The organism is Paenibacillus sp. FSL R5-0407 (assembly GCF_038009185.1).
Classification (GTDB): Bacteria; Bacillota; Bacilli; order Paenibacillales; family Paenibacillaceae; genus Fontibacillus; species Fontibacillus vini.
In genome coordinates, this window is sequence record NZ_JBBPAX010000001.1 from 518,138 (window position 1) to 543,383 (window position 25,246).

Annotated in this window: 19 protein-coding genes and 1 tRNA gene; 18 read left to right on the top strand and 2 right to left on the bottom strand. The window is 50.9% G+C overall.

What is annotated here, in order from left to right; all coding sequences use genetic code 11:
- Positions 1 to 119 precede the first annotated feature (119 nt).
- The 3 genes from NYE70_RS02590 (at position 120) to NYE70_RS02600 (ending at position 4,882) form a co-directional block, all read left to right on the top strand.
- Entirely contained in the window at positions 120 to 3,536 is a 3,417-nt protein-coding gene (locus tag NYE70_RS02590; RefSeq protein ID WP_341044920.1) for a collagen-like protein, read from the top strand.
- 21 nt (positions 3,537 to 3,557) lie between these two features.
- The gene (locus NYE70_RS02595) at positions 3,558 to 4,649 is read left to right on the top strand and encodes a tetratricopeptide repeat-containing glycosyltransferase family 2 protein (RefSeq protein ID WP_341047496.1); all 1,092 of its coding nucleotides are present in this window, start codon (positions 3,558 to 3,560) and stop codon (positions 4,647 to 4,649) included.
- Positions 4,650 to 4,759: 110 nt separating this feature from the next.
- Complete coding sequence (locus tag NYE70_RS02600; protein WP_280520362.1) at positions 4,760 to 4,882, top strand: hypothetical protein; 123 nt, start codon at positions 4,760 to 4,762, stop codon at positions 4,880 to 4,882.
- A 263-nt stretch (positions 4,883 to 5,145) separates the two neighbouring features.
- On the opposite strand, the gene NYE70_RS02605 is transcribed toward NYE70_RS02600, so the two are convergent.
- A tRNA-Pro gene (locus NYE70_RS02605) sits at positions 5,146 to 5,222 on the bottom strand.
- Between the two features lie 2,074 nt (positions 5,223 to 7,296).
- Here NYE70_RS02605 and rplS point away from each other — a divergent pair.
- The 7 genes from rplS to NYE70_RS02640 all read left to right on the top strand — a co-directional run bounded on the left by rplS (position 7,297) and on the right by NYE70_RS02640 (position 13,272).
- Positions 7,297 to 7,641, top strand: coding sequence for a 50S ribosomal protein L19 (gene rplS, locus NYE70_RS02610; protein WP_211021330.1), 345 nt, complete (start codon positions 7,297 to 7,299; stop codon positions 7,639 to 7,641).
- A gap of 99 nt (positions 7,642 to 7,740) precedes the next feature.
- Positions 7,741 to 8,364, top strand: coding sequence for a signal peptidase I (lepB, locus tag NYE70_RS02615; RefSeq protein WP_211021331.1), 624 nt, complete (start codon positions 7,741 to 7,743; stop codon positions 8,362 to 8,364).
- Positions 8,365 to 8,411: 47 nt separating this feature from the next.
- The gene (gene ylqF / locus NYE70_RS02620) at positions 8,412 to 9,275 is read left to right on the top strand and encodes a ribosome biogenesis GTPase YlqF (RefSeq protein WP_341044921.1); all 864 of its coding nucleotides are present in this window, start codon (positions 8,412 to 8,414) and stop codon (positions 9,273 to 9,275) included.
- A 292-nt stretch (positions 9,276 to 9,567) separates the two neighbouring features.
- Positions 9,568 to 10,185 (top strand): ribonuclease HII, encoded by a 618-nt coding sequence (locus NYE70_RS02625; RefSeq protein ID WP_341044922.1) that lies wholly within the window; start codon positions 9,568 to 9,570, stop codon positions 10,183 to 10,185.
- 243 nt (positions 10,186 to 10,428) lie between these two features.
- Entirely contained in the window at positions 10,429 to 12,513 is a 2,085-nt protein-coding gene (locus NYE70_RS02630; protein WP_341044923.1) for a flagellar hook-length control protein FliK, read from the top strand.
- The gene (locus NYE70_RS02635) at positions 12,510 to 12,815 is read left to right on the top strand and encodes an EscU/YscU/HrcU family type III secretion system export apparatus switch protein (RefSeq protein WP_211021335.1); all 306 of its coding nucleotides are present in this window, start codon (positions 12,510 to 12,512) and stop codon (positions 12,813 to 12,815) included. Before NYE70_RS02630 ends, NYE70_RS02635 begins: the two co-directional genes overlap by 4 nt.
- Positions 12,808 to 13,272 carry a YraN family protein gene (locus NYE70_RS02640; RefSeq protein ID WP_341044924.1) on the top strand — a complete coding sequence of 155 codons (465 nt, stop codon included), beginning with the start codon at positions 12,808 to 12,810 and terminating at the stop codon, positions 13,270 to 13,272. The genes NYE70_RS02635 and NYE70_RS02640 overlap by 8 nt, the downstream gene beginning before the upstream one ends.
- 200 nt (positions 13,273 to 13,472) lie before the next feature.
- Here the strand turns inward: NYE70_RS02640 and NYE70_RS02645 are convergent, their stop codons facing one another.
- Positions 13,473 to 15,074: a YifB family Mg chelatase-like AAA ATPase gene (locus NYE70_RS02645; RefSeq protein ID WP_341044925.1), complete on the bottom strand. Its 1,602-nt coding sequence runs from the start codon at positions 15,072 to 15,074 to the stop codon at positions 13,473 to 13,475.
- Between the two features lie 447 nt (positions 15,075 to 15,521).
- On the opposite strand from NYE70_RS02645, the gene sucC reads away from it, so the two are divergent.
- The 8 genes from sucC (at position 15,522) to flgB (ending at position 25,244) form a co-directional block, all read left to right on the top strand.
- Positions 15,522 to 16,682 carry an ADP-forming succinate--CoA ligase subunit beta gene (gene sucC / locus NYE70_RS02650; RefSeq protein ID WP_290405843.1) on the top strand — a complete coding sequence of 387 codons (1,161 nt, stop codon included), beginning with the start codon at positions 15,522 to 15,524 and terminating at the stop codon, positions 16,680 to 16,682.
- Positions 16,683 to 16,716: 34 nt separating this feature from the next.
- A complete protein-coding gene (sucD, locus tag NYE70_RS02655; RefSeq protein ID WP_290405844.1) occupies positions 16,717 to 17,646 on the top strand; it encodes a succinate--CoA ligase subunit alpha in 930 nt (309 codons plus the stop codon).
- Positions 17,647 to 17,734: 88 nt separating this feature from the next.
- Entirely contained in the window at positions 17,735 to 18,823 is a 1,089-nt protein-coding gene (dprA, locus tag NYE70_RS02660) for a DNA-processing protein DprA (RefSeq protein ID WP_341044926.1), read from the top strand.
- A 117-nt stretch (positions 18,824 to 18,940) separates the two neighbouring features.
- Positions 18,941 to 21,043 (top strand): type I DNA topoisomerase, encoded by a 2,103-nt coding sequence (topA, locus tag NYE70_RS02665; protein WP_211021341.1) that lies wholly within the window; start codon positions 18,941 to 18,943, stop codon positions 21,041 to 21,043.
- A 39-nt stretch (positions 21,044 to 21,082) separates the two neighbouring features.
- Positions 21,083 to 22,402 (top strand): methylenetetrahydrofolate--tRNA-(uracil(54)-C(5))-methyltransferase (FADH(2)-oxidizing) TrmFO, encoded by a 1,320-nt coding sequence (gene trmFO, locus NYE70_RS02670; protein ID WP_341044927.1) that lies wholly within the window; start codon positions 21,083 to 21,085, stop codon positions 22,400 to 22,402.
- Between the two features lie 69 nt (positions 22,403 to 22,471).
- Entirely contained in the window at positions 22,472 to 23,014 is a 543-nt protein-coding gene (gene hslV, locus NYE70_RS02675) for an ATP-dependent protease subunit HslV (RefSeq protein ID WP_211021343.1), read from the top strand.
- A 17-nt stretch (positions 23,015 to 23,031) separates the two neighbouring features.
- Positions 23,032 to 24,438 carry an ATP-dependent protease ATPase subunit HslU gene (gene hslU / locus NYE70_RS02680; RefSeq protein WP_213654130.1) on the top strand — a complete coding sequence of 469 codons (1,407 nt, stop codon included), beginning with the start codon at positions 23,032 to 23,034 and terminating at the stop codon, positions 24,436 to 24,438.
- Between the two features lie 398 nt (positions 24,439 to 24,836).
- Positions 24,837 to 25,244: a flagellar basal body rod protein FlgB gene (flgB, locus tag NYE70_RS02685; protein ID WP_213654131.1), complete on the top strand. Its 408-nt coding sequence runs from the start codon at positions 24,837 to 24,839 to the stop codon at positions 25,242 to 25,244.
- Positions 25,245 to 25,246: the final 2 nt, after the last annotated feature.

The following is a 25,246-nucleotide window of genomic DNA, read 5'->3' on the forward strand; positions in this document are numbered from 1 at the left end:
ACGCAATTTCAACTCAGCTTTCAAATCCAGAAGGAGCATCAAATCAGAATGTTGAGTTTCAAAATGAAATACAAAATTTGAATCAGCTTTTGAGCGAAGACCCTATATCTTTTCAAGCAGTGAGCCAGGCCATTGAAGCTTTGGTGGAAGGAATTTCGGTTTCCATTGCCTCGTCAGGTCTTTCTTTTACTGAAGCCGCAAACGTTCAGCTTGCCTTGTCGACCGCCGATTTGGCGAGCCAGCAAAGATTAGCTGATTTACAAAACGCTCAGGAATGGAGCCCGACTCAAGCTGCGAATCTGCTATATGGTGCCCTAGCCGCAGTAGACATTGTGGAAAATGTGGGTACACCGGAAGCAATAGGAGAAAGAGAAGATGTAGGAGCAGCAGGGGTATCAGGTGTAATAGGAGCAACAAGAGCTACAGGGGCCACCGGTGCTACCGGAGTGACAGGTGCAACGGGTGAAGCTGGGGCGACCGGGGCGACGGGAGCAACTGGCGCAACGGGAGTAACGGGAGCAACAGGAGCAAGGGGAGAGACAGGAGTAACAGGAGCAACGGGTGAAGCTGGGGCGACCGGGGCGACGGGAGCAACTGGTGCGACTGGAGTAACAGGAGCGACAGGAGAAACTGGTGCCACTGGGGAGACAGGGGTAACCGGAGGAACTGGAGCAACGGGAGTAACCGGGGCAACGGGGGAGACGGGAGCAACGGGGGAGACGGGAGCAACGGGGGAGACGGGCGCTACAGGAGCGACAGGGACAACAGGTGCCACTGGGGAGACTGGGTCGACAGGAGCATCGGGTGTAACAGGAGCAACGGGAGGAACTGGAGCGACGGGAGGGACTGGTGCAACAGGAGAGACTGGAGCGACAGGAGTAACAGGGGCTACCGGAGTTACCGGAGAGACTGGAGCAACAGGAGCAACAGGAGCAACAGGTGCCACTGGAGTAACGGGCGTAACAGGTGCGATAGGAGCAACGGGAGAGACGGGGGCAATTGGGGAGACTGGTGCGACAGGAGGAACTGGAGCAACTGGGGCGACAGGAGAGACTGGGGCGACAGGTGAGACGGGAGTAACAGGAGAAACTGGTGCAACTGGTGTAACTGGGGCAACAGGAGGAACTGGAGCAACGGGGGAGACAGGCGTTACCGGAGCAACAGGAGAAACAGGAGCACCAGGAGGAACTGGAGCGACGGGAGCAACAGGAGAGACAGGTGCGACAGGAGAGACTGGGGCGACAGGTGAGACGGGAGTAACGGGAGCTACAGGAGAAACTGGTGCAACTGGTGTAACTGGGGCAACAGGGGCGACGGGAGAAACTGGGGCTAGGGGAGTAACAGGAGCAGCGGGAGAGACAGGGACGACGGGAGAGACAGGGACGACGGGAGCAACAGGAGAGACAGGAGCAACAGGTGCAACGGGAGTAACAGGAGTCACTGGAGCTACCGGAGCGACAGGAGCAACAGGTGCAACAGGTGCCACTGGAGTAACGGGCGTAACAGGTGCGACGGGTGAGACAGGTACGACAGGAGCCACCGGAGCAACGGGTGTAACAGGAGCAACAGGAGGAACTGGAGCAACAGGTGCAACAGGTGCAACAGGAGTAACAGGAGCAACAGGTGCAACGGGTGTAACAGGAGCAACAGGAGTAACAGGAGCAACAGGAGAGACAGGAGCAACAGGTGCAACGGGAGTAACAGGAGTCACTGGAGCTACCGGAGCGACAGGAGCAACAGGTGCAACGGGAGCAACGGGAGTAACCGGGGCAACGGGAGAGACAGGCGCTACAGGGGCAACCGGAGCAACGGGTGAGACGGGGTCAACAGGAGCGACAGGAGTAACAGGAGTAACAGGAGTAACAGGAGTAACAGGTGCTACAGGAGAGACAGGATCAACGGGAGAAACTGGAGCTACGGGAGAGACTGGAGCTACAGGAGCGATAGGGACAACAGGTGCCACTGGGGAGACTGGGTCGACAGGAGCATCGGGTGCAACAGGAGCAACGGGTGAGACGGGGGCAACAGGAGTAACAGGAGTAACAGGTGCCACTGGAGTAACGGGCGTAACAGGTGCGACGGGTGAGACAGGTACGACAGGAGCCACCGGAGCAACGGGGGTAACAGGAGCGACAGGAGCAACGGGAGCAACAGGAGAGACTGGGGCCACCGGGACTACTGGAGCTACCGGAGCGACAGGAGCAACAGGTGCAACGGGAGTAACAGGAGTCACTGGGGAGACAGGAGTAACAGGAGTAACAGGTTCCACTGGTGCCACCGGGACCACCGGGGCTACCGGAGAAACAGGAGCAACAGGGGCAACGGGAGCGACGGGTGAAACTGGAGCGACAGGAGTAACAGGGGCTACCGGAGCTACCGGAGAGATAGGAGCAACAGGAGCAACAGGAGCAACTGGGGCAACGGGAGCAACGGGAGAGACTGGTGCTACAGGGGCAACAGGAGCAACGGGAGCAACGGGAGCAACGGGAGCAACTGGAGCAACTGGAGCAACTGGAGCAACAGGTTCAACAGGTGCAACAGGAGTAACAGGAGCAACAGGGGCAACAGGAGCAACAGGGGCAACAGGTGCAACGGGAGCAACTGGAGCAACAGGAGCAACAGGAGCAACGGGAGCAACAGGAGCAACAGGAGCAACGGGAGCAACAGGAGCAACTGGAGCAACCGGAGCAACCGGAGGAACTGGAGCGACGGGAGCAACGGGAGCTACCGGCGAGACTGGGGCGACGGGAGAGACAGGGTCAACGGGTGCTACAGGAGCAACAGGAGCAACAGGAGCAACAGGAGCAACGGGAGTAACAGGAGTCACTGGAGCTACCGGAGCGACAGGAGCAACAGGTGCAACTGGAGCTACAGGAGCAACGGGAGTAACAGGAGTCACTGGAGCTACCGGAGCGACAGGAGCAACAGGTGCAACTGGAGCAACAGGAGGAACTGGAGCAACAGGAGCAACAGGAGCAACAGGAGCAACAGGTGCAACAGGAGTAACAGGAGCAACAGGTGCAACAGGAGCAACAGGTGCAACAGGTGCAACAGGAGTAACAGGAGTAACAGGAGCGACAGGAGCCACTGGAGCAACGGGAGCAACAGGAGGAACTGGAGCAACGGGAACGACAGGAACCACAGGGAGTTTTGGGCAATTTCAGGTATCGGAGAACTCTCCTAATACTTCAGGAAGCTCGACTATTCCTATTGCTGCCGCGGCGACGACATTAAAAACAGTTACGATGACCAGTGTTCCTGCCGCAAGCCGGGTCTGGTTGACCGGGGTTATTGGTTGGCAGTCCACAGCCGGGACTACTATTACCCAGTTTCAAATTCTCCGTGGTGCAACCGTGATTTTTAGTACCAATCACCATGCAGCTGGCAATAGTTTTTATGTAACGACCCCTATTGATCATGTTGATTTGAGCCACGGCACGGGGAACGTAACTTATACTTTGAGTGCTTTAACTATTACAGGGACGGCTAATGCTGTTGGAGCAATTACTCTTACAGCGGCAATCATAAATCCTTGATTTTGCAGCGAGGTGGGGATGCTGTTTACTATCAGTCTGTGTATGATTGTCAAGAATGAAGAAGATACTTTAGATCGGTGTCTGGATTCGGTAGCGGAAATTATGGATGAGATCATCATCGTTGATACGGGGTCCACGGATCGGACAAAAGAGATAGCCCGGCGTTATACAGATTGTGTCTATGACTTCGAATGGATAGAAGATTTTGCGGCTGCTAGAAATTACGCTTTCGGTTTAGCGACTCAGAGCTATATTTTTTGGCTGGATGCGGATGATGTGCTCGAGGAGCCGGATCAGATAAAACTGATGGAATTAAAAAATGCATTAGAGCCAGACATCGACACGGTTTCTATGGAATATCATCTGGCTTTTGACGAATTTGGAAATGTAACGAGCAAATTAAGGAGAAACCGACTTGTCAAAAGGGAAAATCAATTTCGCTGGATCGGTGCGGTTCATGAATATCTTGAGGTTTATGGAAAAGCAATTCATAGCGATATTGCTGTAACTCATCGGAGCGTCCGGCATGATAGTGACAGGAATCTTAAGATCTATGAGAACAGGCTTGAAAAAGGTGAAACATTTTCCCCGAGAGATATTTTTTATTTTGCCAATGAACTTAAGGATCATAGACAGACTGAGCGGGCTATTCGCTATTACGAGGAATTTTTGGATAGTGGGCAAGGCTGGGTAGAGGATTGTTATTCCGCCTGCGGGAGAATGGCGGATTGTTATCACATGCAGGGTGATCAGGAAAAAGAACTGGAGGCAGTGCTTCGCTCCTTCCGCTACGGAAAACCTAGAGCGGAGTTCTGCTGCAGACTGGGCTTTTATTTTTTACAAAATCAGAATTTGGAGACGGCTATTTACTGGTATACCCAAGCTACTTGTGACACCGACTTTAATTCCCGCTGGGGACTCAGCAACCAGGCTGTGTACACTTGGTTACCTCATTTACAGTTATGCGTTTGTTACGATCGGATCGGCAATTATGAGCTAGCTCAATTCCATAATGAAAAGGCAGCTGCATTTCGTCCGGAGGATCCGCGTATTATATACAATCGGACTTATTTAGCGAAGAGGTTGTCTGGGGAAGAGGCACAAATAAATTAGACGAATCAACAGATTTTTTTTAAGAAGCAGGTGCATTTCCTGAAGAACGGGGTAATAAATAGATAGCAAGATCAGTGATTTGTTGATTCGTGCAGGAGGTAAGAATGAATATGGAACAACAACAAGAGACATCAGAGATGCAAGTTCAGCATCAGCAAGAAGATATACAGCGGGACGAGGAACGTATGCTGACGGTTGATGATATTTTAGAGTTTTATGCTGGCCGTCACTAGCGCGCTCTCTCAAAAAGGAGGTTATCATCATGATGGGATTTTTAATTGATCCACTTGAAACGGAGCAGGAATTGTTAAGCGAGGTATTACCTTACGAGTAATAACCGGTTCCAGGCTATATGTTCAATTCTGAATTTACTTTCAATCCATGGTTTAAGCGATAAGATGATTTCTGGATGTATCAGAAGTCATCTTTTTTAATGGGCGAAAAACAAAAAAAACCACTTCCTTCCCATAGAAATGGGAGAGAGCGGTATTAAGTATGGTCGGAGTAGCGGGATTCGAACCCAAGGCCTCACCCACCCCAAGGGTGCGCGCTACCTGACTGCGCCATACCCCGATCCAAAGACGCAATAAGTCGCCGGTATAATAGCTTGATTATGCGGATTTGCGGGCATTGTACGATAGCCCGAGCGAATGGTTTGCGTCTCAAAATATCGTTTTCAACGTAATTATAGCGTATAGGCGCGCACCCCTGTGCTAACTTTTCGCGAGTAAACACAGCATTTTCTGCAGCGCATAAAGCTAACCCATCGGCTCATTTCTTGGAAATCTTCGGAGTGTGGGCGCTATTTTATTTGCTTCGATGTCCCAATTTGCGAAATTGCTGTCCGTATGTTTGTCAAATTGGGAATTATTCGAGGAGCGTATTATCATCTGAACAATTATAGCAACAGCGTTCGGCTACGAACTCATTCGCTATGCTCACAAATTGCTGAGAGTCTTCGCCGGGAAACAAGACGCGAGAACTATGACAATTGTTTGGCCAAACGATGAGCGAGTACGATCCGGACGACTGGGTGCTGTAATGCCTCGAAGCGGTAGAGCGTTCCGCAGACCGAGTATGACGACGTTTTGCAATACGTATCAACATGCGTGATCTGACGCACGGGGCCGAGATGGCTCTCGACGGATATGCTCGCGCTCTTTAGTGAGTGAGCATTGATTATTGTTTGTCGTTTCGGCAGCAGCTTCACGTGCTGATTGATGCATGTCGTCGATGTGGGAATTGCGGATTTTACGTACTAAATTACATAGGGCTTCGGCCTTTACGCATTGATTGACCAGATTATGTACCTTGCGATGAGTAAAGGGAAGGCTGCGTAATGTGGCAGCGAATCCGTACGAGGAATGGCGCAAGGGATTCGAAGCGGGCAACTAAATGAACCAGAAGCCATACTATATCTGGACGCCGAGTGAGCGTGGGAAGGCTGAGACCAAAGGAAATAATCCGGAGTCGGACCGAACGAGCAACGGTCTGACTCCGGATTAACGCTTCTTACCGCCGGGACCTCCTGATGAGCCGCTACCGCTCATAAATTGTGCAGAATGCAGCGAAAATATCTACGAAGGTGACGAGGCGGCGCGGACCAGCAAGGACGAATACAGTCATGACGAATGCCTGACGAAGTATTTGCGGAGGAGGTATGTATGGGAGCGCGGCGTTATTGGCGCGGGGTTGACGATTGATTGGAACTACGCGGAACACTGTTTATAGAGTCATGGAGCTTGCAGATGAGTGATCAAAATCTGCCTTCTAGCTTTATGGAAATTAACTTTTTGTTAAAAAACGTGATATAGATATCACCATGACCCATATTATTTATGCTGTTAGGGGCCGTATAGTAATAGACTTCCCTTACACCGTTTTCACTTAGATCGCTGTATGTTCGGTGTCCCTCCCCGCCTACTATATCCGTAACCTGAGTGTAGGTCATCCCGATACTCAGTTTCTCGTATTCAGACTCCGATAAGACACTATAAAAGAGCGGGTCCCAAAATTCTATACTAAAATTAATCAAAAGAAGTATCGTAACTACAATAATGAAATTAATTGTCATTTTAATTTTTCTCATATTAATATCCATCCTTCCTGAATTTCTATAGAGACAATTTTACAATCAATAATGGTTTGGTTGTAGGAAATATCTACCAGAACGATAAGGGGCGGATCATCATCAGATACGTAAAAATAGATACAGCGAAAAAGGAACGCACTCGACAACGCTTCGGGCGTCACTCCGCGACAGACACAGGATAAGTTACGCTAGATTCCAGAGGACATTATGGATCGCGGCGAGAGGATAGCGGCTGTACGCGCGCTACCGGGGTGCGCTTGAGGAACAGCAGATACCTCTTGTATTCTATAAAAAACAAAAAATTACCGCGTTTTTTACTTCGATGCTTAATAATTAGGTAATCCAGGTTATATTATATGAAGGAAGACGATTTGATCATAAGCGCAAACCGGAGTATCCCCCTGCTCTGAAGCGCATAAATACCTTGCTATGCTTTGAAAAATGTGATAAGATTTCTTTTGTTGTGAATTCGGTGGTCCGCTGCGGATGATGAAGGAAAACATGAGATTTTTCCGGAAGAGGCATGAACACCTGAGTGGAAGGAGGGAGTCATAGATGAATATCGTTCAAGCGATTACGCAAGAACAACTTCGCAAAGATCTTCCGAGCTTTCGTCCTGGTGACACTTTAAAAGTGTTCGTAAAGGTTATCGAGGGAACTCGTGAACGTATCCAGTTGTTTGAAGGTGTTGTTATTAAGCGTCGCGGCGGAGGAATCAGCGAAACTTTTACAGTTCGTAAAATTTCGAATGGTGTAGGTGTGGAAAGAACTTTCCCGCTTCATTCCCCGAAACTCGATAAAATCGAAGTGGCTCGCCGTGGTAAAGTGCGTCGTGCGAAGCTGTACTATCTTCGTGAACTTCGCGGTAAAGCAGCGAGAATTAAAGAAGTACGTCGTTAATTCATTAACGATCAGGGGGGCTTGGTTGAACAAGCCCCTTTACTATTTTTAAAAACAGTGATACGTTACATATTCCTTAACAAAGAGAGGTCAGGATCCATGGAGCATCAAGTTCAATCCGAGCAATCGGTCCCGTCGGACTCCCCGCAGGACCCGCCCAAGAAAGAAAAGAGCGAGGCGCTTGAGTGGTTGAAAGCTATTGTCATCGCCGTCGTACTGGTCCTCCTGATTCGCTGGCTTTTCTTTGCACCGTTTATCGTTGACGGTCCATCGATGCAGCCGAATTTCCATACCGGAGAAAGAATTATAGTGAACAAGATTATCTATGATATTCGTGGTCCGAAGCATGGGGAAGTCGTCGTATTCCATGTGCCTTCCGAAGGACGTGATTTTATCAAGCGGGTGATCGGGGTTCCCGGAGATGAGGTTAAAGTTGAAGGGGATACGGTTACAGTCAACGGTCAAGTGATTCAAGAGACATATATTCAAGACGTACTGAATGAGAAACATAACAATAATGAACTATACAATATTGAAGCCAATTTTCCGAATGAACAAGTGCCGGAAGGTACTGTGCCGGAAGGATATGTTTTCGTACTCGGGGACAATCGTTCCAATAGTACGGACAGCCGAAGAATCGGATATGTGCCTTACGGAGATATCATTGGGCGTGCCGATCTCGTCTTTTGGCCTCTGAAAGATATTGAGTTTATAAAACATTAAAAGACATCCGGTTGGGGTGCCTAATCGGGAGCTAGAGGTGAAAGAGCATGACAATTCAATGGTTTCCCGGACATATGACCAAGGCGCGGCGTCAGATTCAGGAAAAGCTGAAGCTGATTGACGTGGTAATCGAGCTGGTGGATGCACGACTTCCTTTATCCAGCAGAAATCCGATGATCGATGAGATTTTGCAAGGAAAACCCCGCTTGATCGTACTGAATAAATCGGATCTTGCCGATCCTTCGGTAACAAGACAGTGGATTGATTATTTTAAGCAAGAGGGTCATGTGGCCATCCAAGCAGATGCATCAAGTGGGCAAGGGATTAAGGAAATCCCGCAAATGGCCAAGGAGCTCATGAAGGAAAAGATAGAGAGACAACTGGCGAAAGGGATTAATCCCCGAGCAGTCCGTGCGTTAATTGTCGGGATTCCAAATGTCGGCAAATCTACACTGATCAACCGCTTGGCCGGACGCAACATCGCCGCTACAGGCGACCGTCCTGGTGTGACCAAAGGTCAACAGTGGATCAAAGTGGGGACGGAGATGGAACTGCTGGATACTCCCGGAATTCTGTGGCCGAAGTTTGAAGACCAGAATGTCGGTTACCGGCTGGCGCTTACGGGCGCGATTCGCGAGGAAATTTTGAATATAGAAGACATCGCCTTTTTCGGCGTGAAATATTTGGTGAAATATTACTGGGAGCCGTTCAAGGAACGGTTCGATTTAAAGGATCAGCCTCAGGATTTTGAGAATCCGGATGAGATCGTAGCCGTTATGGAGGCGATTGGACGCAAGCGGGGCTGTATCGTCAGCGGTGGACGCGTAGATCTGGAGAAAGCTTCGGGAATTCTGCTCCGCGAGCTTCGGGCCGGAAAACTGGGCAGATACACTTTGGAGGCACCTTATTGATTTGAACGATGTGTCTTCCAATTGATGGGAATCGCGACAAGTGATTCAAAACGAGCAGGCGTAAAATCCATATGGGTTTTACGCCTTTTTTACGCTGAAAATGGATATTTCTGCAGCTTGCTTCTCTCAAAATGGGGGCTGCTTACCGATATTAATAATATATAGTAATGTATCATCTCAGATAGCTTCCAAATCATTACCAAAACCAGATGGTTGGCGGCCCGGATGAACTTGATAAAAACGACCAAGATAAGTAAGCTTGTACTTAGGTTCGGGATTTGAAGGAGGAACTATGAGTGATTTGTTAATGTACGAAAAAGAGTACTGGCAGTCCTATCCCCATATTGCGGGCATCGATGAAGTGGGACGAGGATGCCTGTTTGGCGATGTAGTGGCATCTGCCGTTATTTTGCCGCAAGGATTAATACTCGAGGATGTAAATGACTCCAAGAAGCTGAGCGCAAAGAAGCGCGAGCAATTATATGACATTATAATGGAACACGCGGTTGCAGTGGGCATAGGCTTTTCCGATGCGGATACCATAGATCGAATTAACATCAAACAGGCTACGCGTCTCGCTATGAAGCAGGCGGTGGAGCAGTTGCCCGTTGTGCCGGATTATTTGCTGATTGATGCGGAAAAGGTGGATACGCAAATTCCGCAGCTTTCGGTGATCAAGGGAGACGCTACGAGTCAGTCCATCGCGGCTGCTTCGATTGTCGCTAAAGTTACGCGGGATCGGCTTTGCCAGGGAGAATGGGATGCACGTTATCCGGAGTACGGGATTGGGATACATAAAGGATATGCCACGAAGCTGCACCGCGAGCAAATCCAGGCGTTAGGGCCAACTCCCATGCATCGTAAAAGCTTTATGCGCAATTTGTTTGTAGAGGAACAAACTCTATTTTAAGTGCGAGTTTAAAAAGTCAGGTTTTCATGACCGAGAAGGTTGGATGAAGATAGGGACTGAGTAGCGGAGCGTACAGGAGGTACGTGAGCAACGGAAGGCCCGGCTGAATTCAAGATTCGACGTCGAATCCGCTTCATGATCTTCTTCGTCGTGGAAAGATGACTTTTTGAACAACCTCTTTAAAAATACCCGCCTAGCAAGGCGGGTTTTCCATATGAATCAAGGGCGGATGGGAGAGGAATTATGAATATCGGACCATTGCTACGCAGTGTGTTGGGAGATGCCAAACCCGGGACGCCGAAGACGCTGGAATTGAAGCCGGGCCAGGTGGTCAGGGGCACGGTATTGAGCGTATCGGAGGACGGTCAGGAGGCAGTGATACAAGTTCAAGGCGTCAAACTGCATGCGGCTCTCGAAACGCCGCTGCAAGAGGGCCAAACGACTTTGCTGCAGGTTCAGCCTCAGAACGAGGACGGCCTAATGAAGCTTAAGCCGGTTCAGTTACCGGCATCGGGAACTTTATCTGCGGCTTCGTTAGCAAGCGCTTTGGAAGCTTTGGGAATGGACGATACTCCCGGAAACCGGGAAATGCTCCAATTGATGCAGAATAACGGAATCCCTCTGACCAAAGAGAATGTTAAGCAGCTATTGAGTTTAAATGCCCAGAAGCCGGCTTCGTTGCCTATGTCTGAATGGTTCCACGCGATAGGAATTGCAATGAACCGGGGATTGCCGCTTACGGGTGAAACCGTTAAGGGATTACATCAGGCGGTATTTGGTCCGCCGTTGCATAGTTTGGTGTCTGCTTTGGAGGAGCAATTGGGAAGCTGGCTTCAGATTCAGGAGGGGCCGGAAAATTCCGGACTTACCGCAGGAAAGGCACAGAATGGCGAGAATGCAGCTGGACAAAGCGGAACCGGGATTTCTGGAGGGGCGGCTGTCGCTTTGGGAGGCGCCGAAAGATCGGCAATGTTAAATAAAGCAGGTGCAGGAGCGCCTCTCTCCTCCTTAAGTGATATTCAGGAAGGTGTGCCATCACCGGGGGCGGGTGCAAATGCGACGGCAACTTCTCAGGCTGGTGCAGGACAAGCGGCAATTCAGCAAACGGGGTCGATGAGCGATCAATTGCTTATAAAGCTGCAAAAAGTGCTTGCCGAGCTGAAAGGGGCTGTGCTGCTGGAAGGCACGGCAAATGGGGAGCCGGCGCCGGCCGGTGCGGGAACGGCCGGGCAGCTTGCCGCCAGCGGCCGGGAGGCGCTGGCGAAGGGTGCAGCTGCCGCGGCTGAGCCGGCGGCAGCCGCATTGCCAGGCGAAGGGCCCGCAGGGCCTTCGCTACAGGCACGCCCCGCCCTCACGGCTGAGCCGTGGGTGGGGCGCGTGCTGAAGCTGCTCGGTGCGGAGCACGAGCAGCAAGTGCTGCGCGCGGGCGCCTCCGGCGAACCCGCGCAACCTGCGCCTGCCGCAGGCACGGCGCAGCAGGCCGCCGCCAGCGGCGGGGGCGCGCCGCAGGCAGCGCAGCATGCGCAGGCGCCCGGCACAGCCGCGCCTGTGCCCGCGGCGGGCGGCGCATTGCCGGGCGGCGTCGCTGCGGAAGCCGCGCCGGTGACGCAGGCGCCGCCACGCGGCGAAGCTGCGGGCGCAGCAGCGCCAGGCGGACACGGCGGCCAGCCGGCGGGGCCCGCCGTCGCAGGGGGCAAGGCCGCTGCGCAGGCAGCCTTGTCTTCAGCGGCGCTGGCGGATGCCCCAGCGCCGGAAACCGGTGCCGCGGCAGGCAATTCCGCCCGCGACACGCTGAAGAGCCTGCTGCTGCAGGTTGCCGCAGCGGATGACCTGCCTGCGCCGCTCCAAGAGGCGGCCCGGCAGATCGTTCAGCAGCTGACGGGCCAACAGCTGCTATTGACGACGGACCGGACCACGCCATTCGCGCAAGTCACGATGTTCCTGCCGTTTATCGGTCCGGACGGGGAGCAGACCGCGTCGGTCCATATCGAGTCCCGGCGCGGTCGCAAAGGCGAATTGGACGCCTCCAACTGCCGCCTCTGGTTTGACCTGCAAATGAAAGCGTTAGGTCAGATCATGGTCGACGTGCAAGTTGCGGATAAAAAAGTTCTGTTGAAAATTTTCAGCGAGCAAGAAGCTACGGGCGTGTTCTTGGAATCCAGACAGCCGGAAATTGAAAGCGCCTTGGAGTCTGCCGGATACCGGCTGTTATCCCTGAAAGCAGAGCCGCTGATTCCCGCGGAAGCAGGGGAGAGTACGGGCCAGGAGCTGGGGCAATCGCAGTCCTATGCGCCAAGCCCCTATAAAGGGGTGGATTACCGGGTATGAGCAAGAAAGAGAATGAAGTATCTGTCAGTTACAAAAAGGCGGTAGCCTTAAAATATGATCCTATGCAAAATGAAGCGCCGGTGGTGACTGCTAAAGGGAGCGGGCTTTTGGCGGAGAGAATTCTGGAATTGGCACATGAAAATGCGATACCGGTTCAAGAAGACGCCGCACTTGTCGAAGTCCTTTCGAAATTGGATCTGGACCGCCAGATTCCTCCGGAGCTATATACCCTGGTTGCCGAGATATTAAGCTTTATATACCGTTCCGATAAACTTGCGGAAAGAGGGATGAAGCGTGAGTGAGCGTAAAGCCCATAATCCCCATAATCCCCATAATCCCCATAAAGCAAATTTATCTGGTGCAGGTAATACAGGCGAATTTACGAAACGTCCCGCAGATCGTCGAAAAGCTCTCGGGCAGCGCGCTGAACAGCTTGCGGCCGATTACCTGACGGGATTAGGCTACATCATTCAAGAAAGGAATTGGAGATGCCGTACCGGCGAACTGGATCTCATTGCATGGCAGGGTGATATTCTTGTTATTGTGGAGGTGCGCAGCAGAAGCAGTCGTACCAACGGCTTCGGTACGCCTGCCGAATCGGTTACTCCGCGCAAAATCAAACAAGTTCGAGATACGGCGGCTGTTTATTTGCACCATAACTCGAAGAGCAATGCCCCTATTCGCTTTGACATGATCGGTATAGTGTTAAAGCCCGATGGAGAAGCGGAGTCTTTGAATCATGTAATCGCCGCATTTTAAGATTAATTTGTGAGCGGTTCAGGGATTTGTCCATTCCAGAAGGACAAAATCTGAAAATGTCCGCCTAAAAGTGGACAAAGGGGAATAGGTCCGGCAAAACCAATAAATCTACATAAGAGGACGATTCCATAACTGAAACCTAAAGAACCCGCCCAATGCATCAAGCATTGGCGGGTTTTTCAGTCATATAAGGAGAGCCATTAAAACATCGTATCGTGACTTCGCTTGTCCAGATGCCTGTACTGGATTGCCTCAGCTACATGACTGGCCAAAATCTCGGGGCAGCCGTCCAGGTCGGCGATGGTCCGGGATAATTTTAAAATGCGGTCATGGGCCCGCATACTTAGGCCAAGTGCGTCGAATGAGGATTTTAACAACAATCCGGCATCCGGATGTAGTTTGGCATACCGCCGCAGAGCGCTGCCGGACAGCTCGCTGTTGCGGGAAATTCCTTGGTTGCGGTATCTGTGGAGCTGGATTTGCTCGGCTTTCTCCACCTCGAACCGCATTTCTTCAGAAGATAGCGGGGAAGTGTCGTTTTGCCAGTTGGTTGGCCGCGGCACCTCCACATGCATATCAATCCGGTCAAGCAGCGGTCCGGAGAGTTTTTCCCGATACTGGGCGATGCGATAGGGGTTACAGGTGCACACCGGCTGTGGGGGCTCAGCTCCAGAAAAACCGCACGGACAAGGATTTAACGAAGTTGCCAGCAAAAAACGGGCCGGAAAAGTAAACGAAGCCCTGGAACGGCTAATCGTTACCCGGTGTTCCTCCAGCGGTTGGCGCAGCATTTCTAACACTTGGCGCGAAAACTCGGGGAGCTCGTCCAGAAACAATACGCCGCGGTGGGCCAGGCTAACTTCTCCAGGTTTGGGAATGCTGCCGCCCCCGACCATACCTCCGCCAGAAATAGTATGATGCGGAGCGCGAAACGGCCGTTCCGTGATCAAACCGGTTTCCGATGGATTGAATATGCTCGCGGAGCTGTAAATTTTGGTGACCTCCAGGGATTCGTCGGAGGTCAGCGGAGGAAGAATGGTTGGCAGCCTGCGGATCAGCATGGTTTTTCCGGTACCCGGAGGACCGATAAGCATGATGTTGTGCATTCCTGCCGCCGCTATGGTAAGCGCACGTTTAATGTGCCGCTGCCCCAACACATCGCTATAATTTTCCGGTGGTTTGGATAAGCCATGAGCGTTAGTTGAGGGCTCTGAGGAAGGCGGAAGCGGGCTCCGCTGCAAATGGGCCAGCGATTCAAGTATCAGCGAATCCTCCGTGCCCCGGGATCCTCGCGATCCCATTCCTTCGGGAGACAGCTGGTTTAAATGACTAAGTCCGTATACGGTAATTCCGTCCAGCAGTAACGCTTCCGGAACATTGCCCTCCGGAACGAGAACGGAATGAAAGCCGTGACGCCTGGCCAAATCAACCATGGGCAGAACGCCGGGAACGGGTCTGAGCGCCCCTTCAAGCGATAGTTCGCCGATAATTAAGATACGCTCGTTTTCAGGCAGGGCGACCTGTCCGCTGGAGATCAACAGTCCTAGTGCAATCGCCAGATCGAAAGCAGTTCCCTCTTTCCTGAGGTCGGCCGGAGCAAGATTAATAGTGACCCGTTGGAGCGGGAAGGTATACCCGCAATTTTTGATCGCAGCCCGGACGCGGTCTACGGCTTCACGGACCGCGGAATCCGGAAGACCGACGACATGAGTCTGGGGGATACCGCTCGACAGGTCAACCTCCACTTCGATCATTACTCCGTCAATGCCATATAAACAAGCGCTGTACAGTTTGCCATACATAATAAAAGCACCTCTCTCCCGTTTGTATCGGCCGTTCAATGCGCGCGGCCGTCCAAGTGGAAAAAAGGTGCTTCCATATTTTCCGATATACTCTTGGTCCGTATATTAGAATTTTATCCTGAAAAAGTCAATAGCTCTATATTCGGATTTTCAAGATTTCAAGAATGCAAGTGCTAAGTTCACATTTTTCCAAGAAGACATCATGGTGAAAAAAGATGAATTTTATCGATAATGATCGCAATTTGATATTACTTTTTCGATAGAATTCACACAATAATACCTTACAGGTTTGTGATTGATCTCGAAATGAGATGAAAACGATATAAAAAAGTTGTGTATAAATCATGAACTTTTTAAGGAAAGCGTTTTAAAAACATGGTACAATTATTTAGGTTTAATCATTTAGCTATACCTCTAATACCGCCTGTTGATAGGAGGATTCCAAGCATGAATATCCATGAATATCAAGGAAAAGAAGTTCTGAAGCAGTATGGTGTCGCTGTTCCCGAAGGACGGGTGGCATTTACGGTTGATGAGGCCGTAGAAGCGGCGGAGGCGCTAGGCAGCCCGGTAGTGGTTGTAAAGGCGCAGATTCACGCAGGGGGCCGGGGTAAAGCCGGCGGCGTGAAAGTTGCTAAAAATTTGGATGAAGTACGGAACTATGCACAGGAGATTCTTGGCAAAGTACTGGTCACGCACCAGACGGGGCCGGAGGGCAAAGAGGTAAAACGCCTGCTCATTGAACAAGGCTGCGACATTAAGAAGGAATATTACGTCGGCGTCGTGGTCGACCGGGGCACGGGAAGCGTCGTTATGATGGCTTCGGAAGAAGGCGGAACGGAAATTGAAGAAGTAGCGGCGAATACGCCTGAAAAAATATTCAAAGAAATCGTTGACCCGGCACTAGGGCTCCAGCCTTACCAGGCTCGGAGACTGGCTTTTGCCATCAACATTCCTAAAGAGCTGGTGAACAAGGCTGCAGGATTCATGCTTGCCTTGTATGAAGCGTTTGTCGATAAGGATTGCTCCATCGCCGAGATCAATCCGCTCGTAGTTACCGGAGACGGCGACGTGATGGCGCTGGACGCCAAGCTTAATTTCGATTCCAATGCGTTGTTCCGCCATAAGGATATTTTGGCTCTGCGCGATCTGGAGGAAGAAGACGAGAAGGAAATCGAAGCATCCAAGTTCGATCTTAGCTATATCGCCCTTGACGGCAATATTGGCTGCATGGTCAATGGTGCGGGCCTGGCTATGGCTACGATGGACATTATTAAATATTACGGCGGCGACCCAGCCAACTTCCTGGATGTGGGCGGCGGTGCAACGGCCGAGAAGGTTACGGAAGCCTTAAAGATTATTTTGTCGGATTCGAAGGTGAGAGGAATATTCATTAACATCTTCGGCGGCATCATGAAATGCGATGTTATCGCTTCCGGGGTCGTTGAAGCGGCCAAGCAGGTCGGCCTGGACCGTCCATTGGTGGTTCGTCTGGAAGGAACCAATGTCGAGCTCGGCAAGAAGATTCTCGCCGAATCGGGACTGGCTATCGTTTCTGCGGATTCCATGGCCGATGGGGCCCAAAAAATCGTTGCACTCGTATCGTAACTAAACACCTTATCCATGATGGGAGGCTCGAAGTATGAGTATTTTGGTCGATAAAAATACAAAAGTCATTACCCAGGGAATCACAGGGAAAACCGCCTTGTTCCACGCCAAAGGGGCGCTGGATTACGGGACGCAAATGGTCGGAGGAACTTCTCCGGGCAAGGGCGGGACCTCGGTAGATATTGCGCTCGAAAACGGGGAAACCGTTAGTCTTCCCGTCTTTAATACGGTAAAAGAAGCCAAAGCGGCTACGGGCGCTACCGCCAGTGTCATTTATGTGCCGCCGGCGTTTGCCGCGGATTCCATACTTGAAGCGGTTGAAGCTGAACTGGAACTGGTTATTTGCATCACGGAAGGTATTCCGGTGCTGGATATGGTGAAGGTGAAGCGTTATATGGAAGGAAAAAATACAATTCTGATCGGGCCAAACTGTCCGGGCGTCATTACGCCTGGCGAGTGCAAGATCGGTATTATGCCTGGGTACATTCATCTTCCCGGCCATGTCGGCGTTGTTTCGCGCAGCGGAACGCTCACCTATGAGGCGGTTCATCAACTGACGACTCGCGGTATCGGACAGTCCTCCGCGGTCGGTATCGGCGGCGATCCGGTGAAGGGATCGGAATTCATTGATATTTTGCGGATGTTTAATGAAGACGAACAAACGCATGCAGTCATCATGATCGGTGAAATCGGCGGAACAGCGGAAGAAGAAGCTGCCGAATGGATCCGTGATAACATGAAAAAACCTGTCGTAGGATTTATCGGCGGTGTGACGGCTCCTCCGGGCAAACGGATGGGTCATGCCGGCGCGATTATTTCCGGCGGTAAAGGTACCGCGAAAGAAAAGATCTCGAAGCTGGAGGAGTGCGGCATCCGTGTAGCTCCGACTCCATCCGAAATGGGCTCTACGCTCGTCAGCGTGCTTGAAGAACGGGGCATCCTGAATAGCTGCACGACACACTAAGGTAAATCTGTTATAATAAGGTAAAGGTAAGCAACCTTCTGATCCCTATGGGCGGAAGGTTGCTTTTTTTTGTGAATGGGGGATGAAAATGGATAAACACAGCATTTTGATCGGGCTGCATGAAAGCCCGGGACTGGGGTGGAAACGGATTTCCGACATTGTAACCAACAGAACGGATTGGGAACATGCATTACAATTTTCTCCGGGCGATTGGATGGAATGCGGACTGGAGGCGGAACTGGCTCTAAAGATGGCCGGGCATTTTAAGGCATCCTGGATTCAAGAGCGGATGGAACTAATGGAACGGAAGGGGGTTGTTCCGGTCACCGTTTTTGACGATGCGTATCCTATATTAATGAAGGAAACGGGCAGACCCCCTTGGGTACTGTATACGGTCGGCAACCAAAGACTGCTGGCAGACCTCTCCATTGCAATGATCGGGACGCGCATGCCGACAGCTTATGGTCGTAAAGTCGGCATCATCCTAACCGAAGCATTATGCTCTCGCGGAGTCACGATCGTCAGCGGATTGGCACGAGGCATAGACGGCGTTTGCCATGAGGCTGCGCTCCAAGCCGGGGGAGCTACGATTGCGGTTCTGGGGACGGCCGTCGATGAAATCTATCCCCGTGAGCATGCCTCGCTCTACAGGCGAATTGTGGAGCAGGGATTAATTGTATCCGAATATCCGATAGGCACTAAGGGGCACCCCGGCATGTTCCCCCAGCGGAATCGCATCATTGCCGGAATGACCCGGGGAACAGTAGTAGTGGAAGCGGATATGCGCAGCGGCTCGCTGATTACGGCGGATCAGGCGCTCGAGGAAGGTCGCGACGTCTTTGCCGTGCCAGGCCCCGTGACTTCGCCAAAAAGTCGAGGAACGCTGGGACTGCTTAAGCAAGGGGCCAAAATCGTGACGGAGCCAAGTGATATTCTGGAAGAATACGAGCACCTGCTTTCAGTCGCTTCGCCCTCAGTCACACAGGAGCCGCCGAGAAACGAGTTGACAATAGACGAGCGGCGCATATACCATATGTTGGAGCAGGGGAACTCCACTTTTGAAGAGCTGATGAAGGAGTCCGGGTGGGATTTTGGACTTTTACATTCAGTTCTGTTATCTTTAATCATGAAAAAAGCGGTAGTTCAATTACCCGGTTCTGTTTATAAGATTATATAGTCCATTCCTAACCGAGAGTGGCTTGAAACGAAGACTATATACTATTTTATCTAAAGGATAGCCCTGATTTTAAATGATGCATAAGAGTAACGGACTGTTTGAGAGGAGGATGAACCTGTGGCGGATTCACTCGTCATCGTGGAGTCGCCTGCCAAGGCGAAGACGATTGGCAAATATTTAGGGAGCAAATACATCGTGAAAGCTTCAATGGGTCATGTGCGTGATTTGCCCAAAAGCCAAATCGGGGTTGAAGTCGAGAACGACTTCAGTCCAAAGTATATAACTATAAGAGGAAAAGGTTCCGTCTTAAAGGAATTGAAGGATGCCAGTAAGAAAGTCAAAAAAATCTATCTGGCGGCTGACCCCGATCGCGAAGGTGAAGCGATAGCTTGGCATTTGGCCCATGTCCTGGACGTGGACCAGACGGAGACCTGCCGAGTCGTGTTCAATGAAATAACGAAGCAGGCCGTTAAGGATGCTTTTAAGACCCCGCGCAAGATCAACATGGATTTGGTCAATGCCCAGCAGGCACGACGGATTTTGGACCGCCTAGTCGGTTACAAAGTTAGTCCGCTTCTCTGGAAGAAAATCAAGAAAGGAATGTCGTTCGGGCGTGTTCAATCCGTTGCGTTAAAGATCGTGTTGGACCGTGAGAACGAAATTTCCGAATTTGTGCCGGAAGAATACTGGAGCATCACGACAAAACTTAAAACGGACGATACTTCGTTCGAAGCAAAATTTCACAAATTTAATGGCGAAAAGCTGGAGCTAAAGAATGAACAGCAGGTTCAAGATGTTTTGAAATCGATTGGAGAGTCTGCGTTCAATGTCACCGAAGTGAAGGAGAAGGAACGTTTAAGACATCCTGCCGCTCCTTTTACGACCAGTTCCCTGCAGCAGGAAGCCGCGCGCAAGCTGAATTTCCGCGCCGCCAAAACGATGTCGGTCGCCCAACAGCTTTATGAAGGCGTCGATCTGGGCAAAGAAGGCACTGTCGGTTTGATTACCTATATGCGTACAGATTCGACGCGGATTGCCTCTTCAGCCCAGGAAGAAGCCAAAGAATATATAACGGGTAAGTTCGGCGATGATTATGCTCCTGAATCCCCGCGTCAATATTCCAAAAAGGCAGCCAGCGCCCAGGATGCGCATGAAGCGATCCGTCCTACCTCTGCGTTGCGCGACCCAGAGTCGGTCAAAGCGTTTACGAGTAGGGATCAATTCAGGTTGTATAAATTGATTTGGGAGCGTTTTATGGCCAGCCAAATGGCATCTGCGGTCTTGGACACGATGTCGGTTGATATTGCCGCAGGAGATGCCATTTTCCGAGCTGTCGGTTCGAAAGTCCGTTTTCCCGGGTTCATGAAGGTTTATGTAGAAGGCAATGACGACGGCACGACGGATGATAATAAATTTCTGCCTCCTCTTCATAAAGGAGAACAGCTCATATTAGAAGAAATCGAGCCGAAACAACACTTTACCCAACCGCCGCCGCGCTATACCGAGGCGCGTCTGGTCAAAACGCTGGAGGAACTCGGCATCGGGCGTCCGAGTACGTACGCACCGACCTTGGAGACGATACAAAAGCGCGGGTATGTTGCAATTGAAGAAAAGAAGTTTGTGCCAACTGAATTAGGCGAACTCTTAATCGAGCAAACGGAGCAGTTTTTCCCCGAAATACTCAACGTGGAGTTTACCGCCAATATGGAAGAAGATCTTGACCATGTCGAAGAGGGCTCCGAAGATTGGGTACGGGTGCTCGGCGAGTTTTATGAATCGTTCGAAAAACGGTTGCGTGTGGCCGAGGAAGAAATGAAAGAAGTCGAGATCGAAGATGAGGTTTCGGATGAAATCTGCGAGAAATGCGGTAAGCCGCTCGTGTATAAGCTTGGCCGATTCGGTAAGTTTCTGGCCTGCTCGGGATTTCCCGACTGCCGCAACACAAAGCCGATCATCAAGGATATCGGAGTAACTTGTCCGAAATGCAAGGAAGGTCACGTCGTCGAACGCCGCAGCAAGAAAGGCAGAGTGTTCTACGGCTGCGACAAATATCCGGAATGCGATTTTGTTTCCTGGGATAAGCCTTCACCGAAACCATGTCCGAAATGCGGCTCACTGGTGGTGGAGAAGCGGAACAAGCAAGGGGGCAAGCTTCAATGTACCTCCTGTGATTTCGTGGAGCAAATTGAAGAGCAGGACGATGACGCGGCGGAAGAATAGGCATAAGAAAAAGAACAGCATGATCTGGGGGGATTTAGCGTGGCAGATACAAATAGGGTGACCGTCATCGGCGCAGGGCTTGCCGGCAGCGAAGCTGCCTGGCAGCTCGCGAGCCGGGGCGTGCCCGTGACTTTATATGAAATGCGCCCGGTGGTGAAGACGCCGGCGCATCACACTGACAAATTTGCGGAGCTCGTATGCAGTAATTCGCTGCGTGCGAACGGCCTCACTAACGCGGTAGGCGTATTAAAAGAAGAAATGAGGATGCTGAACTCGCTCGTTCTGGGATCGGCAGACCGTAATGCCGTGCCAGCGGGGGGAGCTCTAGCCGTCGACCGGGACGGCTTTTCCGGCGAGATTACCAGAACGCTCCATGAGCATCCGTTCGTGGAGGTTGTGAATGAAGAGATTACTGAAATCCCGCAGGAAGGCATCGTGATTATCGCGACGGGTCCGCTAACTTCACCGGCACTATCCGAGCAGATCCGCAGCCTGACCGGGGAAGACTACTTTTATTTCTATGATGCGGCCGCTCCGATCGTGGAGAAGGACTCGATCGATATGGATAAGGTGTATCTGGCTTCGCGTTACGATAAAGGAGAAGCCGCTTATCTCAATTGCCCGATGACGGAGCAGGAGTTCGACGCTTTTTACGAAGCGTTGATTACAGCCGAGGTTGCACAACTGAAGGAATTTGAAAAAGAAGTCTATTTCGAAGGCTGCATGCCGATCGAAATCATGATGCGCCGGGGCAAGCAAACGGCGCTATTCGGCCCGATGAAGCCGGTTGGCCTTGTAAATCCCCACACGGGTACATTGCCGCACGCCGTAGTACAACTGCGTCAGGACAATGCGGCGGGAACGCTTTACAATCTGGTGGGCTTCCAGACCCATTTGAAGTGGGGGGAACAGAAACGGGTATTTTCCATGATTCCCGGTCTGGAGAATGCTGAATTTGTCCGTTATGGGGTTATGCACCGCAATACCTTTATCAACTCGCCGAAGCTGATGGAGCCGACGTATCAATTGAAACAGCGTCCGACCCTCTTTTTCGCCGGTCAAATGACGGGCGTGGAAGGTTATGTGGAGTCTGCTGCTTCCGGCTTGATCGCCGGGATCAACGCCGCCAATGCGTTTAGAGAACAAGAAGGCATCGTTTTCCCGGAAGATACGACACTCGGCAGCATGGCGCGCTATATCACGACCGCCGATTTCCAACATTTTCAGCCGATGAACGCCAACTTCGGTTTGTTCCCGAAACTGGATAAACGGTACCGCAAAAAGGCTGAGAAAAACGAGGCGCTTGCTCATCGCGCGCTGGACAGTTTGCGTTCTTTTATAGACGGTAAGGGGCTATAGAGCCAAGTTGAAACATAGCCTAGTAAAGGCAGATCTTGAGTAAAAACGTAAAGGAAGGAAGCGGTATCCATGGTTCCTAGTTTTCATGCCACCACGATTTGCGCCGTCCGTCAGAACGGTAAGGGAGCGATCGCCGGAGATGGACAGGTTACATTTGGCGAGAGCGTCGTCATGAAGCAGACAGCGAAAAAGGTCCGCCGGCTGTACAGAGGTCAAGTACTTGCCGGCTTTGCCGGCTCGGTGGCGGATGCGATCACGTTGTTTGAAAAATTCGAAGGCAAGCTGGAAGAGCATCACGGAAATCTTCAGAGAGCCGCTGTAGAGCTTGCTAAAGAGTGGAGACAGGACCGCGTGCTCCGTAAGCTGGAGGCGCTCCTGATCGTAATGGATAAGACCGGCATGCTGCTGATCTCAGGCGGCGGAGAAATCATCGAGCCCGATGATGATGTGCTGGCCATAGGCTCAGGGGGGAACTTCGCCTTGTCGGCTGCCCGGGCGCTCAAACGCCATGCGTCGCAGCTGGAAGCGAAGGATATAGCCCGTGAAGCGCTCCAGGTCGCTTCGGAGATTTGCGTATATACTAACGGCAACATTATTGTCGAAGAACTGTGATCGGGGGGACGTAACCTATGTCAAACGGGAATTTAACGCCGAGACAAATTGTCGCCGAACTGGATAAATATATCGTGGGACAGAAGCAGGCGAAGAAGTCCGTTGCGGTGGCACTCCGCAATCGCTACCGCCGCAGCCTGCTCAGCGAAGATGTCCAGGATGAAATCGTACCGAAGAACATTCTGATGATCGGACCCACCGGTGTGGGTAAAACAGAAATTGCCCGTCGTCTGGCCAAGCTTGTAGGCGCCCCTTTTATTAAGGTGGAGGCAACGAAGTTTACGGAAGTCGGCTATGTGGGGAGAGACGTGGAGTCCATGGTGCGGGACCTCGTCGAAATTGCTATTCGGACCGTCAAGCTGGAGCGGACGGAGAAAGTGAAGGATAAGGCGGAGGAACTGGCGAATGAACGGCTGGTCCAAATTCTCGTGCCATCGGAAAGTAAATCCAAGAACACCCGCAATCCGTTCGAAATGCTGTTCGGAAACCAGAATGCGAACGATAATAAAACAACGCAAGATACCCCTGAAGAAGACAGCAATTTGACGGAACGCCGCCGTCAGGTCCGATTCAAGCTATTGGCCGGGCAACTGGAGAATGATATCGTCGAGGTCGAGGTTGAAGATAACTCTCCGACAATGATGGATATGTTTGCCGGGCAAGGAAACGATCAGATGGGGATGAATATGCAGGAGATGTTCGGAAGCCTGCTTCCACGTCGAACGAAGAAAAGAAAGCTGTCCATCAAGGAAGCACGGAAAGTGTTGACCCAGGAAGAAGCCTCCAAGCTGATCGACCAGGACGATCTTACCCAGGAAGCGGTGGAACGTGCCGAACAGTCCGGCATTATTTTCATTGATGAAATCGACAAAGTAGCAAGCAAAGGCCAAGGCTCCGGACCGGATGTATCCCGTGAAGGGGTGCAGCGTGACATATTGCCGATTGTGGAAGGGTCTACGGTAATGACGAAATACGGGCCGGTCAAAACGGACTATATTCTCTTTATTGCCGCCGGCGCTTTTCATGTCGCCAAACCATCGGATCTTATCCCCGAGCTTCAGGGGCGTTTCCCGATCCGGGTGGAATTGGGCAGTTTGTCGTTGGAGGATTTCGTATCGATTTTGACGGAGCCCAAAAACGCCCTGACCAAGCAATATATCGAGCTGCTGCGGACGGAAGAGATTGAGATCGAATTCTCTCCCGAATCCATTCGGGAAATCGCAGCCATCGCGGCCAACGTTAATGCGAATACGGAGAACATCGGAGCGAGAAGGCTTCATACGATTTTGGAAAAACTACTTGAGGATTTGTCATTCGAAGCTCCAGAGCTAACGTTGGATAAAATGACGATTACCCCCGAATATGTGCGTGAGAAGCTTGGGGACATTGCCAAGGACAGAGATTTAAGCCAGTATATTCTTTAATCGGGACCTGTTATTCTGTTCACTTTGATTTTTTTAAGGCCGTAAGACCCAAGTAATTTGGGTTTTACGGCCTTTTGTCATTATTACTACTAAATCGATTGAAATTATAAAATTTGAAATTGTGTCGAGATAACTCGAAAAAATTGAAAAATTTTCAAAAAGTGCAAAAAATATCGCTAATTTCGTCAAAGATAGTGCTTTTTTCTTATTGTAATAAAATCCAATCTCCATGAAACTTAGGATATATGACATTCTATACTTTTATTCTACATTAGGACGTTTGAAAGACATGAAATATGAGATTATTGTCGAAAAAAGAGGAATTGTTTAGGGAGTCGTTGAATATGTATTTCTAGTGATTTTGGATTTTTGGATTTGTTTTTTAGGGGGGCAGCTAAATGCAATTATTGAATGGTATCGGATTCCAGCGGCTGGAATCAGCAATACAGGCAGCCAATCTTAGGCAGGGGGTTCTTGCCAATAATATCGCTAATGTGGACACCCCTTATTTCAAACGATCTAGCGTATCTTTTGAAAGCCTTTTGCAAGACCAGATAAACGATTCGACTCCGACTTTGGAAGGACGGCGCACAAACGCAAAACATTTCGACATAGGTCTATCGTCCCGCTTAAAGGAACCGGCAGTGCTGACGGATCGGTCAACCGCTATGAACAACAATGAGAACAATGTAGATATTGAAAGCGAAATGACGCAATTGGCGGAAAACCAGCTTCGCTACAATGCCTACATAGAACAGGTCAACTACCAAATTAAAATGAAGCGCACTGCATTGGAAGGGAGATAATC